The 14,579-nt window shown below is 40.6% G+C and carries 11 protein-coding genes; 5 read left to right on the top strand and 6 right to left on the bottom strand.

Annotation, left to right across the window (positions count from 1 at the left end):
- Window positions 1-33: 33 nt before the first annotated feature.
- Window positions 34-4,401 (bottom strand): PAS domain S-box protein, encoded by a 4,368-nt coding sequence (locus V6C71_12510; protein HEY9769294.1) that lies wholly within the window; start codon window positions 4,399-4,401, stop codon window positions 34-36.
- A 233-nt stretch (window positions 4,402-4,634) separates the two neighbouring features.
- Here V6C71_12510 and V6C71_12515 point away from each other — a divergent pair, with 233 nt between their 5' ends.
- Together V6C71_12515 and V6C71_12520 are read left to right on the top strand one after the other, a co-directional pair.
- A complete protein-coding gene (locus V6C71_12515) occupies window positions 4,635-4,814 on the top strand; it encodes a DUF2949 domain-containing protein (GenBank protein HEY9769295.1) in 180 nt (59 codons plus the stop codon).
- A gap of 9 nt (window positions 4,815-4,823) precedes the next feature.
- A complete protein-coding gene (locus V6C71_12520) occupies window positions 4,824-5,225 on the top strand; it encodes a hypothetical protein (GenBank protein HEY9769296.1) in 402 nt (133 codons plus the stop codon).
- 366 nt (window positions 5,226-5,591) lie between these two features.
- Here V6C71_12520 and V6C71_12525 read toward each other — a convergent pair whose 3' ends face one another.
- A complete protein-coding gene (locus V6C71_12525; protein ID HEY9769297.1) occupies window positions 5,592-7,430 on the bottom strand; it encodes a response regulator in 1,839 nt (612 codons plus the stop codon).
- 624 nt (window positions 7,431-8,054) lie between these two features.
- Here V6C71_12525 and V6C71_12530 point away from each other — a divergent pair.
- Window positions 8,055-8,372 carry a hypothetical protein gene (locus tag V6C71_12530; GenBank protein ID HEY9769298.1) on the top strand — a complete coding sequence of 106 codons (318 nt, stop codon included), beginning with the start codon at window positions 8,055-8,057 and terminating at the stop codon, window positions 8,370-8,372.
- Window positions 8,373-8,678: 306 nt separating this feature from the next.
- Here V6C71_12530 and V6C71_12535 read toward each other — a convergent pair whose 3' ends face one another.
- From V6C71_12535 to V6C71_12545, 3 genes are all read right to left on the bottom strand, one after another.
- Entirely contained in the window at window positions 8,679-8,897 is a 219-nt protein-coding gene (locus tag V6C71_12535) for a hypothetical protein (protein HEY9769299.1), read from the bottom strand.
- A 243-nt stretch (window positions 8,898-9,140) separates the two neighbouring features.
- Window positions 9,141-11,093 (bottom strand): ATP-dependent zinc metalloprotease FtsH, encoded by a 1,953-nt coding sequence (gene ftsH / locus V6C71_12540; protein ID HEY9769300.1) that lies wholly within the window; start codon window positions 11,091-11,093, stop codon window positions 9,141-9,143.
- Window positions 11,094-11,159: 66 nt separating this feature from the next.
- Window positions 11,160-11,855: a phosphoribosyltransferase family protein gene (locus V6C71_12545; GenBank protein HEY9769301.1), complete on the bottom strand. Its 696-nt coding sequence runs from the start codon at window positions 11,853-11,855 to the stop codon at window positions 11,160-11,162.
- A gap of 280 nt (window positions 11,856-12,135) precedes the next feature.
- Between V6C71_12545 and V6C71_12550 the strand changes: the two genes are divergently transcribed.
- Together V6C71_12550 and V6C71_12555 are read left to right on the top strand one after the other, a co-directional pair.
- Entirely contained in the window at window positions 12,136-13,110 is a 975-nt protein-coding gene (locus V6C71_12550; protein ID HEY9769302.1) for a zinc-dependent alcohol dehydrogenase family protein, read from the top strand.
- A gap of 114 nt (window positions 13,111-13,224) precedes the next feature.
- Complete coding sequence (locus tag V6C71_12555; GenBank protein ID HEY9769303.1) at window positions 13,225-13,428, top strand: hypothetical protein; 204 nt, start codon at window positions 13,225-13,227, stop codon at window positions 13,426-13,428.
- A gap of 871 nt (window positions 13,429-14,299) precedes the next feature.
- Here the strand turns inward: V6C71_12555 and V6C71_12560 are convergent.
- Window positions 14,300-14,579: hypothetical protein (locus tag V6C71_12560; protein HEY9769304.1), on the bottom strand; the 280-nt coding region annotated here is incomplete at its 5' end.

Below are 14,579 nucleotides of genomic sequence, written 5' to 3' on the forward strand. Positions count from 1 at the left end.
GGGGCGGGCAGTGCCTTGCCCCTTCTGATTTCATTATTTTCGAGGTAGTTTAAAGTAAAAGGTGCTGCCCTCACCATAAACACTCTCTGCCCAAATTTTGCCCCCGTGTTGCTCGAGAATATGATGGCAAATAGCTAAACCAAGACCAGTACCGCCCTTTTTGCGGGAATCAGAAGCATCCACTTGTTGAAAGCGTTCAAAGATAGTTTCTAGCTTATCTGGAGGAATACCTCTGCCCTTGTCTTTGACCGAAAAGAGAAGATAGTTATTTTGTAATTGAGATGCGATCGCGATTTGACTATTGACAGGAGAGAACTTAATCGCGTTGCTAATTAGATTAGTTATAGTTTGGACAAGGCGATCGCGATCGCCCCAAAATTCAATTGAAGGCGAATTGATTTCCAGGCTAACTTGCCGTTCCTTAGCCATCGGGCAAATAGTATCTACTGCCTGCTGGATTAATTCAGCACTATTACAGGGTTGCTTTTCAATTTCATCTTTTCCCGACTCCATTCGTTCTAAATCCAGGATATCGTTAACCAGACGTGTTAGGCGATCGCTATTTCTCAGTGCCATATCTGCCATTTGTTTTCCTGAATTAGTTATTTCTCCCAAACGACCAGCACAGAGTAACTTAATCACGCCATGAATCGAAGTTAGAGGGGTTCGCATTTCATGACTGGCGATCGAAACAAATTCGCTTTTCATTTGTTCGATGGCTTTGCGATCGGTAATATCCTCTACCATCGAGAAAAACCCTTTCACCTGACCATCTGAGTCTAAATCAGGAATATAAGTGGCATTCGTCCAGTAGAAACTACCGTTTTTATGGGTGCGTTGATTCTCAAAAGTAACTGCTTTTCCCGCTAACGCAGTCTTGATGTAGGGCAGGGTTTTTTGATAGGTGTCTGCTCCCATTGTTTCTATTATAGGTCGTCCGAGCAGACTGGATCTTGATTTACCATACCAAGTTTCGTAGGTACGATTGTTATAGCGATAATGTTGCTGGTTGTCTACGTAGGCAATCAACACTGGTAGAGCATCAGTGATTACCTTTAACTGTTCTTCACTACGTTGAACAGATTTCTCGGCTTGGATGCGATCGCTGACGTCCATAATTGTCTCTAATACCTTGAGGACTTTTCCTTGAGCATCTACGGTTGGTTCACCTCTACTTTCTACATACTTGATCGTGCCGTTGGGTAATACCAAACGATAGTTAAACTGCCAAGGTGTACCTTGATTATGTCCGTGATGCAGCGTATTTTTAACTAACAGACGATCTTCTGGATGAACGCGCGCCAAAATTGCTTGACATGACGGTATGGGTTGTTCCCTGGGAAAACCTAAAATCGAAAACAATTCTTCCGACCAACTTTTCTGTTGAATTTGGTGATTATATTCCCAACTTCCTATTTTGGCGATTTTTTCAGCTTTTGCTAGTAAAGCTTTACTGGCTCGTAGCTTTACTTGTGTTTGCTCTCTTTCGGTAACATCTTTGAGCATGACTGTAAACAGCATTCCTTCATGAGTTCGCAATTTAGCCACAGAAGCCTCCGCAGGGAACTGCTGACCGCCTTTACGACGACCAAACACCTTGCTACTACGTTCTCCCATCTGACGAGACTGTTCTGTCGATTTAGCAAATTGATTAATATGCTGACGATGCATCTGTCGAAATATTTCTGGCAAGAGAATATCTAGAGGCTGTCCAATTATTTCTCGCGCCTGATAGCCAAAAATCTTTTCCGCACCCTGATTAAAGATTTGAATCTTCTGGCGTTCGTTGATGGAGATAATCGCTTCATCAGCATTATCGAGAATACCTGCTAGCTTTTGTTGGTTTACTCTTAATATTGCTTCAGTTTGTTTGCGTTCGGCTATTTCTGCCTCAAGTAAATTGTTGATAGTAGTCAATTCACTAGTTCGTTGAGATACTAACTCTTCTAGATTGTTTAATAACTGAGCCTGGGATAAAGCTACGCCAATTTGATCGGCTAACTGCTTTAGTAGTTGAATTTCAGATTCCTGCCACTGTCGGGGATGATAACATTGATGAGCAATCAAAAGACCCTTGAGTTGACTCTGAGAAAGAATGGGAACAACTAGTTTAGCCTGAACGTGAAACTGGGTTAATAGCAGCTTAATATCTGGAGAAATAGACGCAGTAGCCAGATTATCGATCGCTAACACCTCTCCCTGACTGTATCTAGTTAAATATTCATTCATTAAAAGCGGATCGGCTAATTCATAACCCAACATCGGCGGTAAATCGGGCAAGATTGATTCGCTAATCGTCACGGCAGTGTTGTTTGCGGTTATTTCCACAATTAAGACGCGATCGCCAGCTAAGAGATGCTGTACTTCAGTAACGGCAGCTTGAAGCAGCTCTTCTATCTCAATCGACATCTGAATTTTGCGGGTTATTTCGGTAAATAATTTTGTTTGTCGATACTGTTGTTCTAGCTGATTCCAAACCCGACGTTGCTCGGTGACATCAATACCTGTAGTAATAATAAATTCTACTTTGCCTTCGGCATCAAATAAAGCAGTATTTGACCAGGAAATTAAACGACGGCTACCATCTTTAGCTACCCAAGAATTTTCATACTGGTTGGGCAGTTGCCCCATCAACAGTCGCTCAAATACGGCTTGAACTGCTATTTTTTCTTCTGGGGCGATCAAGATTCCCCAGACAGGTTGACCTTTAACTGCTTCAAAGCTATAGCCAGTAACCTGCTCGCAGGTATGATTGAAGCTGACGATCCTGCCTTGTTTGTCTAATACAGCTACCAATGCACCGACAGTATTAATAATGGCGTTAGAAAAATCCCGTTCTTGCTGTAGTTGAATTTCGGCACATTTGCGATCGCTGATGTCTCTAGTTACTGCTAATAATGCCGTAATTTCATCGCCATCTTTTAGAGGAACAGCATTGGTTTCCATCCAGCGCGATGTTCCCTTTAATCCAGTCATTTCAAATTCTAATGTCCCCGATTTTCCGGCAAACACGCTTTCTGTAAGGTCGGCAAAAGCCTGACGATGTTTGAAATTGATTAAAGGATAAACCGAAAGACCAATCACGCGCGCCAGACAATCTGCCTCAACAATGGCCAACCCCGCAGGATTCATTTTTAACAACTTCCCTTCGCGATCGAGCATTTTGACGCACTCTGGTTCGGACTCAATGATGGTGCGGAGTAAATTTTCACTTTTAGCTAAATTTTCTTCTGTCTGTTTGCGTGAGGTAATATCAGTATGAGAACCAGCCAACCTAATCGCGTTTCCTGCCTCATCCCATAGCGCCTGTCCTCGAGCTAAAATCCATTTATAGCTGCCGTCTTTACACCGTATTCGATATTCCCCAGTGTAAAAGGGAGTTTTCTGGGCAAAGTGGTCTTGAACAACTTCCCGTACCCAACCAAGATCGTCGGGATGAACTCTTTTTGACCATTCTTCTAGGGTATTGCCAATTTCAGCCTCGCCATAGCCCAACATCTCTTTCCAACGTCGGGAAAAGAAGATCTCATTGGTTTTAACGTTCCAGTCCCAAATTCCGTCATTTGCACCTTTAAGTGCTAATTGCCATCTCAACTCACTTTCGAGGAGAGCTAGTTCACTTTTCTTACGTCCAGTAATATTCTGTGCTACCGCATAAATAATTCCCGTCTGTAAATTAGCTTTCGCCGTCCATAATAGCCAACAATAGTCACCGTCTTTGGTAAGATAGCGATTCTCGAAGGAAATAGTAGTCTTGCCCGCGGCTAATTTTTTCACCTCAGCGAAAGTAGCAGCGCGATCGTCTGGGTAAACAAAGTTAAGAAAAGGTTCTGCCAATAGTTCAGCTTCGCTAAAACCGAGAGTTTCCCTAAAACTAGGATTAGTCCGTTTTAAATAGCCATCAAGACCAAAGACACCGAGGATACTGGGCGTAAATTCAAACAAATACTCTAATTCTTCAACTTTCGTTTGCCAATCGTCTTGTTGCTGATTCTGGCTACAGTTTGTTGTCGGCTCTTTTTCTAATACAGACGGTAACAATTGAATTAAAGCTTTAGCCTCAATCACTCCAACTAATTCGCGCTCTTCGCCCAAAATAGGTAAATAACCGATTGAATGCTGCTGGAGGAACGACCAAACCAACTGAATATCCTGGCATTGCGATCGCGCTATGGTTATCACCGGCTGAGTCATCACCGCATCTACAGTAGTGGTTTCTGGGTCAATTCTGGTAGATATTGCCCCCAGCACGTCGCCTTTAGTTAGAATCCCGATTAATTCCACTTCAATTACCAAAATACAGTCAAGCTGTTTTTGAGCAAACAAAGCGATCGCCTGGCAAAGCAAAGTATCAGGCGCAATGGTTACAGGATTAAATTCAATATACTTCTCAATACACACTATAAACAATCAGCTAATTAGCAATAAATGAAGCGGAATACAGTTTGTATATGTATCTACAATAGTCTAATATTTCAATCTCTTAATGAACCATTTTTTACTACATAACTTAATCTAACTCCCAACTACTAATCAACAAATCTATTTTTCCTCACAAGTTCCTCAAATTGCTTGTCTAGATTTAGTGAATAAATATAGCTTTCTAATGTTAACTAAATCACACAGTAGCCAAAATGTTAGATCGACTAATCAAATTTATGCGATCGGAATTGAAGATTTCGGCTGAAGCAATCTCTTTGGCGCAGAAAACTCAGGATTTAGAACCCAATACTTTGCCGATAATTCTGTGGCAGTATGGATTACTGAATACCAACCAGTTAGACAAAGTTTTTGATTGGCTAGAAGTATCTTAGTTGAGAACGATGAAAACAAATAAAGAATATATCTACTCTTTTGCTAATGCCAGCTCTACTCTCAGAGTTATTACACACTTGCGTAACAAATATCAATCATACTTAGATTCAGTAGCAGTCATTAATTTGATTGATTGTTGGTTAGTTAAAGTAAGACTGAAAAACTCAATACCTTATCAATCAGCTAAAAATCTTCAGGCTTTTTTTAGCGAGATGGGAGTTTTTTCTCAACCATCTACCAAAGTAATTGCTGCTTTAGCCAGATTAGAAGCGGGAGAATCGGCTGTTGCTATCATGAATCGCTATAAGGTGGTTATAGTGGCTCATGGCAAACCAGAAACAGAAGAAATTGAAATTTTTCGCGATCAAATTGTCGATAGATTGGGCTATTGTCCCCAAAACATGGCGTAATCTTGAAGTCACGAGTCAGGAGCTTGATTTAAGTGACTTGATGGTAGTTACCAGGATTGTGATTATGGAGTCTATTTCTTGAAGCAACAAAACGAATTTTTTGGGGACAAGATTGGTTTCAATCATTATTTCCATCGTTAGAGTCGAGGAGGATGTTTCTATTTCTCCCCTCTCGTCCAAACCGTGCTTGTTAGTTTTCCAACACACGACGAGTTATTTTAAACTCCTGACTCCTGACTCCTGACTCCTGACTTGACGCGAAGGACGCGATATGCACTAAAGGACTAACTTCGTGTCGCGGAGCGGTATGCTAAAGCACTAGCTTCGCGTCGTCCTTTAGGACGTAAGGAGCTAATCATGCACGGGCTAATCATGCACGGGCTGACTTCTGACTTCTGACTTCAATAGTTTGCTGCGACGTAAGCGATTTAAAATACGGTTAGCCAAGATCGAGCCGGTAACTGGCTTACAAATATAATCGTCTGCACCATTAGCAAAAGCCAGATACTGGGTTTTTTCGTCTTGATGTACGCTCAGAAATAAGATCGGCAGTAGTTGCCAACGGCGATCGCTCCTTAAGATCTGACATAGTTCAATACCGTTAATTTCAGGCATATCTATATCTAGTACCAATAAATCTGGCTCGACATCTTCTAAGACATCCCAAAAATGCTGTGGCTCATTCAGGGTGGTTAACTCGAAACCCCATGGCTGGAGTGATATTTGCAAAGATAATAATACTTGGGGATCGTCATCGAGAATTAAAACTTTGGCAGCAGCCCCTGCACTTTGGATCAGTTGGACAACAGAATTAATAGCGGTACTGGGTTCTACTGGGTATTGTAAAATCAAATTACCGCCTCTGCGGACTAGATCTAAGCGATCTACTAATTGAGCTGATTCAGCGATCGCTACAATTGGTAGCTGGGGCATTTGATTATGTAGCTGTTCGAGAAAGGTTAAATCTGCTCCATCGGGAAAAGTTATTTTATATAGCACCGCATCTATAGATTCCTGGGCGATTATCTCTCTGGCTTGCTCCAAATTAGATGCAGCATGAGTTTTAATGTCGTTTTTGTGTGCTTCGGTAACTAAGCTTTGACCAAAATCGGCGTCGCAATTAATTATCAGCAGCGAAATATTTTTACCCAGGGCATTTCTAACTGTTTCTTCAAAGGGCTGATGTTGTAATTCAGTATGAAGCGAGGAAATTAGTCCGTTAATTTGTTGTATGTCAGGCTCATCCACAGAATCGCTGTTTAATAATTCTTCGAGCTGTTTGGCAATTATCGAGCCGTTGGGAAACCCAAAGCAGCCTAATGAGCCTGCCAGTTTGTGTGCCGAACTTTTGGCTTGGGTATATATTTCTGGGGTTGCTTGTTCTTCTAATAGTCCCACAGCCAGACTTTCTAAATCAGCCAGCCTTTGAAATGCTAAATCTTTAAACTTTGACCAGGTTTTGGTAATTATTGCGGCTTTATCTTGCCGAGCTTTGCTAGTTTGAGCCAATTCGTTAGACTGTTTTCGATCTTCATCAGACTTAAGGCGATAACCAACACCATAGACGGTTTTAACCGTATCCTTCTCCATACCTACCGCCTTGAGCTTTTGACGTAAGCCTTTAATATGGGTTCTGACTGCCTCTTCTCCTGGGGGATCTTCTCCTGCCCAGAGGTTGTTGATAATCGCCCCTGGGCTGAATACCTGTTGGGGATGGCGCATGAACAGTTCGATCATGCCATATTCTTTAGGAGTAAGCGGTAATATCTGTTCGTGATAATGTACTTCATGAATTTTCGGATCGAGACTTAAATCCTGCCAATGCAATATGGGAGAGGAAACACTCACTTCTCGCCGTAGCAAAGCGCGAATTCTCGCTGTAAGTTCGTCAAAATCAAAGGGTTTGACGACATAATCATCCGCACCAGCATCTAAGCCGATAACTTTATCATTATGGCGATCGCGGGCGCTCAACAGCATAATTGGCATGGTGTAGCCCTCGGCTCTAATTTGCTGACACAGAACTACGCCATCAACATCAGGCATCATCCAGTCGAGAACTACCAAATCAAAGTCAAACAGTAAAACGAACTCCCAGCCCATTTCACCAGTGTTGGCAATATCAACCGCATAACGTTGAGCGATTAGTTTACTAGCTAAAACTTCCATTAGCTGTTCGTCGTCATCTATAAGTAAAATTCTCACTATTTTGACTGATTACTTCTTTTGAATCATAGTACAGCTTATTTTGAATCAATTTAATTTTACTCAACCAAGCATTCTATATTTGGCTGAATTAATGATACTTTCCGTTTTGTATTTTAATATTTAGTTAATAGTTAAACTTAAATTATATTCACTATTAAAAATTGTTTCCAAATATCAATAAATCTTGGGATAATTGCTAGACAATCAGTCACAGATTACTCTGCCACGGGGCTGTCCTAAAGGATACCGCTTCGCATATGGGCGAAATCTGCGTCTAAGTTTGTTAGTTATTTAACCTATTTAACTACATATTCCTCACAAATTCTTCAATTTCTATTAATTAAGATAATATACATAGTCCATAAATTGGTTTGATATTTTTTCAAAATCCATCCTACACGAAGGTAAAGATAAGGATTTTATCCGTCCAGCATTCTGTTCGCTTGAGAAATGGAGAAATACCTGTTCGTGCTAACCAGCTTTTAAGTTTGCTGCCAGAATCAGAACTTCAAAACCTGCTTTTTAATTCAGATTGTATTGTGATTCGCGCAAAAAAAGCGCTTTATAAACCTAACGAGGCGATCAAGAAATGTTTATTTTCCTATTCGAGGCATAATATCTTTGGTTAATATCAGTAAAGCTGGTTTGATCGCTGAATTTGCTACGGTGAGTAATGAGGGAACGATCGGTAACGCAACATTTTTAGGAGATGATTTTGTTGCCAATTTGGCGATCGCCCAAACCGATTGTCTGGCAATTAGCTTACCCGTCAATGTTCTGGGACAAGAATTTGCTTGCGGTGGTAAACTACAGCGAATAGTATTACTATACTCGCAAATTTTCTTGGCTCAAGTTTCACAAAATGTTTTTTGTAGCTGTCATCATACCTTAGAACGACGACTAGCTCGTTGGTTGTTATCATATAGCGATCGCAATTAGTGCCAGAAAATTATCGCTTACTCAAGAAACCCTTGCCGATTTAATCGCAGTTAGACGTTCGAGTTTATCTGTAGTCGCGGCAGATCTTCGCCAAAGAAATCTAATTGATTATAGTCGAGGCAAAATTATGATTTTAAACCCAGTAGGTTTAAGAAAAGTCTCTGAATGCGATCGCTTAATCTCAGTCTGGTTATATCGAAGATTTAACCAAAGAAGAAGCCAGAGGAATTAGTATTGAGATCGAACAAGATCGCCCAAAATCATTAACTGTTGCTGAAGAATAATTCTCACCATCAATCTAATGTCCTAATCTTTTAGATGATGTTTGAAGTGATTTTCTATTTGTGTTTCCGCCTTAGTAATCAAAGTCTCTGCCATAGCGATCGCCGTTTCAATTAGTTCTTCCTGTTTTCTACTCAATTTTCCACTTTCCGCCGAATCAACTTGATAAAGATGCGAATTTGCTAGCATCCCTGCTAGTAATTGGGCGGCAATTTGCTTAACTTCGTTTGCTTGTGATTTCATTGTTTTTTAGAGCAAGTGAACTATAGATGAGGACGTTAGTTATAAAACGAGCTATTAGCTGCGCAAAGCCTTGCAATGCTGCGTCGTCGTAAGACGACGGGACGGGGCTTATACCGCCCGCAGGTGACGACCACAGCCCCTTGCGTACGCGCTGCGCTATTAGCTTTTGAGCGACGGGTCTTAACCTTTGCTTCGAGTGCTATATCTTTATTACCTTTTTTAAAATTCCGAAATACTTAGTTATTAGTTGTTGGTTGTTGGTTGTTGGTTGTTGGTCTTACCGTTACTGTAGGTAATTACTGCCAATAATTTATCGTCAGTAACCTTGCCAGATCGTAACCATTCATCGACTTCTAGAGTTTTTTGCGCTAGGCTCAGTTGCGATCGCAATTTTTCTCCTTCTAAAATTTCTCGCTCTAATAAGGTTTGAGCAATTTCTTCTAGGAGTTGGCGATTGTGGCGTAAAACTACCCAGGCAATTTGGTGTGCGCCATCAATTACCGCTTTGACCTCGCGATCGATTTCTTCAGCAAGGTGAGGACTTACTTGACGACGAGGATTGGTAATACTATCTAAGAATTGCTGCTGAATCTTTTCAAATGCCATCGGTCCAAGGCGATCGCTCATACCATAGAGGGTTACGTATCTTTCGGCAAGATCGGTAGCTTTTTGGATATCATCACTCGCACCAGTAGACATCTTACCAAAAATCAATTCTTCGGCTGCACGACCTCCCAGTAAAGTAGCAATACGACCGCGAATTTCATCCTCAATCATCAAGAAACGGTCTTCTTCTGGTAATTGCAGCGTATAGCCTAATGCACCTATACCACGAGGCACAATCGATATCTTCTCTACCTTATCCGTACCAGGCATTAGTGAGCCGACGATGGCATGACCTACTTCGTGATGGGCAACGGTTTTCTTTTCGATTTCATTCAGCACCCGTGATTTTTTCTCTAATCCTGTGAGAATTCTTTCGATAGCTTCATTAAAATCTTCCATGATTACGGCAGGGCGATCGCGACGAGCAGCGAGCAAGGCAGCTTCATTGATTAAGTTAGCCAGATCTGCTCCAGCAAAACCAGGAGTACGAGCAGCTAATTTATTTAGATCGACATCCCCTGCTAATTTGACATTTCGGGCATGGACTTCTAATATTGCCAGTCTTCCAGACTTGTCAGGGCGGTCTACCACAATACGGCGATCAAAACGACCAGGACGTAATAAGGCAGGATCGAGGACTTCAGGGCGGTTAGTAGAAGCCAAAAGAATTACTCCTGCATTGGGTTCAAAGCCGTCCATTTCTGCTAATAGCTGGTTGAGTGTCTGTTCGCGTTCATCGTTACCACCCATTAATGAGCCAGCAGTAGCGCGAGATTTACCCAAGGCATCTAGTTCATCGATAAAGACAATGGCAGGAGCTTGTTTTTTAGCACGGTCGAATAAATCCCGCACTCGTGATGCACCAACCCCAACAAACATTTCAATAAATTCTGAACCAGAAATACTAAAGAAAGGAACTTTCGCTTCCCCAGCGATCGCTTTTGCCAAAAGAGTTTTACCTGTACCTGGAGGTCCAACTAACAATACGCCTTTCGGTATTTTCGCTCCTAAAAGGATATATTTAGCTCCATGTTGCAAGAAATCGACTATTTCCGACAATTCTGCTTTTGCTTCATCAATTCCTGCCACATCATCAAAAGTAACGTCCATTGTTCCTTGGGAATAAATTCGCGCGTTACTGCGACCAATGCTAAAGGGACTCGTGTTTCCTTGTTGTCCGCGATTGAATAATAAACCAGCCAAATTGATAATTAAGAAGCCGAAAAATAAGAATTTAATGAAATCCCAAGCCCCATCGCTATTAGAAGGAGTTGCCGAAAACTCTACCTGATGCTGACGCAGTAGTTTAGGTAATTCTGTATCCTGTTCCACTATAGCGGTCACAAATATTTGCTCTGATTCGCGAGCGAGTGATTGAGATTTGAGCCTATATTCAATCTGACTAGAGCCAATCGTTACGCTCTCTACGCGATCGCTTGCTACCAAATTAATAAATTCACTGTAGGGTTGGGCTTTATTAGCTGGTGTTGTCGGTAAGAATAAGCTAAATAAAATCAAGCAGATCGCGGTTACAATCATACTCCATTGGATAGGACTCGATTGTGGAGTTGGATTTTCTCGTTTAGGCATCTTGACCGCTCCTATCAATACAATTTTCCGCTCTAGTAGGGGCGATTGTGTTCGCCCCTACGAATCCTAACTCCTGACTGACTCTGCCAAGGTTTTATGAGTCTGTTGAGATAGCAAGTTGCATACCTCCTGGTCAGATACTTGACTAAAATCTTCGTACCAAAAACCGACTGCACTAAAAGACTTTGGAGTAACTAAACAAGTAATTTCGTCTACCAAAGTTTCTAATTGTTCAATGGTTTTTTGAGCTGCGACGGGAGTAGCAATAATAATTTTTTGAGGTTGGTGCTGTTGTAAAACAGTTACCGCAGCGTGCATAGTTAAACCAGTAGCAACGCCATCATCAACAACAATAACCACACTTCCCTTGATTTTGAGCATGGGGCGATGGTGTCGATAACAGCATTCTCGCCATCTTAATTCAGCTTTGGCTATAGCCGCGAGCGCAGCTATTTGTGGTTGGTCAACATCATTGCTTTGAGTTATGTTTTCATCAATAATCGTGATTTTGCCACTGTAATCATGGATTAAAGCAGCTTCGGCGATCGCTCCCATTGCTGTCTCTGGATAGTTAGGTAGACCTAGTTTTTTGACCAAACAAACATCCAGAGGGAGGTTTAAATTGTTCGCTATTTCATAAGCCACAGGTACGCCACCGCGAGGTAGCCCCAAAACTATTGCCTGAGGATGATTTGCATAAGAAGTCAATTGTTTGGCTAATTTTTTTCCGGCTTCGCGTCTATCTATAAAAACTGCATTCATTTTTTTTCCTGCTTCATCGACCGCTTATTCTCAAATAAACCCATGAGTTAGAAGCTGCTTCTCGGCTAATATATATTGCTTTAAACAAGCATTCTAATCTCGCTCTAAGGATAGATTTTAAGTTTGAGGAAATTGTGAGTGTTCAAATATCTCCTTCCTCGATAAGTTTATTTTGATTAAAAAGCTAATAGCTAGCTTAACCAGTCAATTGTCTTAACCCGAACTCAGGTTTTGCTATGGTTAAATTAGAAGTTGCTTTGGGGTAATTGTGATGCGCGCCATGATTTTAGATCGAGCAGGTCAAAATCTACGAGAAGTTGAACTACCTTTGCCCAAACCACAATCGAAGCAAGTATTACTCAAGGTTCATGTCTGCGGAGTATGTCGCACAGATTTACACATAGTTGATGGCGAACTAAGCGAACCTAAGCTCCCCTTGGTGTTAGGTCATCAAATTGTGGGAACGGTAGTCGAAACTGGAGATAGAGCCAATAAATATTCTTTGGGTACTCGCGTTGGCGTGCCTTGGTTGGGGCATACTTGCAATTGTTGTCGTTATTGCCTAGCTGGTCAAGAAAATTTATGCGATCGCGCTTTATTTACGGGTTACGATCTCAATGGTGGTTACGCCGAATATGCTGTTGCCGACGAAGGTTTTTGTTTCCCGATTCCTGAAGGTTTTTCAGATCTACAGGCAGCACCTCTACTTTGTGCAGGATTAATTGGCTATCGTTCCTATCGGATGACAGAAGATGCAGCCAGAATTGGTTTTTATGGCTTTGGTGCAGCAGCACATATTTTGCTCCAGGTGGCTAATTATCAAAGTAAACAAGTATATGCTTTTACCCGTTCAGGAGATACTCAAGGTCAACAATTTGCTCGCCATCTTGGTGCGGTTTGGGCAGGAAGTTCAAATGAATTACCACCAGAAAAGTTAGACGCAGCAATCATCTTTGCCCCCGTAGGCAAATTAATTCCCGCAGCTTTAGCAGCAGTTGCTAAAGGTGGCATCGTAGTTTGTGCAGGTATTCACATGAGCGATATTCCTAGCTTTCCCTATCAGATTTTATGGGAGGAACGAGTGTTGCGATCGGTTGCTAATCTGACTCGCCGAGACGGTGAAGAGTTTTTGGCTTTAGCCCCACAAATCCCGATTCAAACAGAAGTTACAGCCTTTGCTTTAGCTGAAGCTAACGAAGCTCTAAATGCTTTACGATCTGGAAAAATTAACGGTGCTGCTGTGCTAAGTATGTGAGTTGGGTTAGTTCTTGCTCTTTTTGTAGTTGCCTCTTTCATATTCGTGGTTCGAAATGATCGCTTGCCAACTCTATTTGATTTTTTGTTGGTTGTAGCAGTTTGATTAAATGCAATGGGTTGGGTTTGGAGTTTGTTTGCTATGCAAGGGGCTTATGACGAAATAGTTCATGCTTACACTATATTTGCCATTACTTTGGCACTGAGTTTTTTAGTTTACAGTTCGATGCTAAGAATTTTGCGCGATCGCGCAAACTTTTGTACTGCGTCACAATTGCTAGTTTTGGGATTGCGATCGATGCTTTATGGGAAATCGTAGAATGGTCGGCAGGTTTACTTCTTCAAACAGAAGCAATTAAAAGCTTGGGCAATACCATGGATATGCAATCTTTTTGGGTATACTTCTCTTGATTCTTGGTTTTCGACTGCGAAGTTGGAAACGGCAAGAACCATTAGTTGTTTGATAAAGCTTACTGAAAAATTTGAGTCTGTCTATCTGTGGGTAGGGATTGTACGAATTGAAGAGGCAAAATTGACAGTGTGATTGCCAATTTTTTTAGCAAAATACTCATATAAAATAATTAAATGTTTGCCACAAATATATTTTTTTAACAAATGGGTAAAGAGGAACTTGATACTTAATATTTCAAACAAACTGAAACTATTTGTAGCATTGTGTTTTTATTTCATATCATATAGTAATCCTATTTTATTTTCGACATAAAAATCTAGATCTTCATTTAAAGTTACTTCCAATTTTTCTGATTCGCTGGTATTAGTTATATGGCAGAATTTTAACAAAACCATCGTCTTGACGTGCCGATCTAATAACTACAGCTACAGGTTATTCCTATTAACAAACTACCAAAAAAAAGCTTTGACAGTCTAAGTTTTAATAAAATAATTTTATTTAATTGATTATTCATTATTTTCTTATGCTTTTAGGTTTATTTTATTATCAACAGTGTAATAATTATCTTTAGAATCAATTTATTATAAGTAAAAAAAATATTTTTAAAGTTTGATTATTATAATTCTATTGATAGATATAGGGTTTTTTATTTAAATAAGATATAGATAAATATCACGGTTTTCATTAATCGTTGATTGTTGAGTCAGGTATAACACTATTACTCTTGACTATTGGAAACTGAAAACTTTATATTTTTGGGTACAAAAAAAATTAAAATCTAAAATTTGAATCCTAATAAATTCCAGTAGTTTAGAAAGGGAATAAAAACTAAAGCAGCAAGCGCAATCAAAGAGTAATGCGCTCGCGCCATCAATGACCAATAGCCTCTCTTCCAAACTTGTAAGCTACAAAACAGCAGTGCAACTGTCAAAATAGTAGTTAACAAAGGAAGACAAAGAAAAGCGATGGCCAAAGCAGGTACGCCATACACCAACTTCCATACACCGTATAACCAAAGCGATAGAGGTAAACCGATTAGGAAAACTAAGTTAAGAATG

This window comes from Coleofasciculaceae cyanobacterium (assembly GCA_036703275.1).
GTDB lineage: Bacteria > Cyanobacteriota > Cyanobacteriia > Cyanobacteriales > Xenococcaceae > Waterburya.

What these genes read in the sequence shown, in the direction of transcription:
- V6C71_12515 (HEY9769295.1), top strand. Translation starts at nt 4,635, where the DNA reads ATGTTAGATCGACTAATCAAATTTATGCGATCGGAATTGAAGATTTCG.
- V6C71_12520 (HEY9769296.1), top strand. Translation starts at nt 4,824, where the DNA reads ATGAAAACAAATAAAGAATATATCTACTCTTTTGCTAATGCCAGCTCT.
- V6C71_12535 (HEY9769299.1), bottom strand. Translation starts at nt 8,897, where the DNA reads ATGAAATCACAAGCAAACGAAGTTAAGCAAATTGCCGCCCAATTACTA.
- ftsH (HEY9769300.1), bottom strand. Translation starts at nt 11,093, where the DNA reads ATGCCTAAACGAGAAAATCCAACTCCACAATCGAGTCCTATCCAATGG.
- V6C71_12545 (HEY9769301.1), bottom strand. Translation starts at nt 11,855, where the DNA reads ATGAATGCAGTTTTTATAGATAGACGCGAAGCCGGAAAAAAATTAGCC.
- V6C71_12550 (HEY9769302.1), top strand. Translation starts at nt 12,136, where the DNA reads ATGATTTTAGATCGAGCAGGTCAAAATCTACGAGAAGTTGAACTACCT.
- V6C71_12555 (HEY9769303.1), top strand. Translation starts at nt 13,225, where the DNA reads ATGGGTTGGGTTTGGAGTTTGTTTGCTATGCAAGGGGCTTATGACGAA.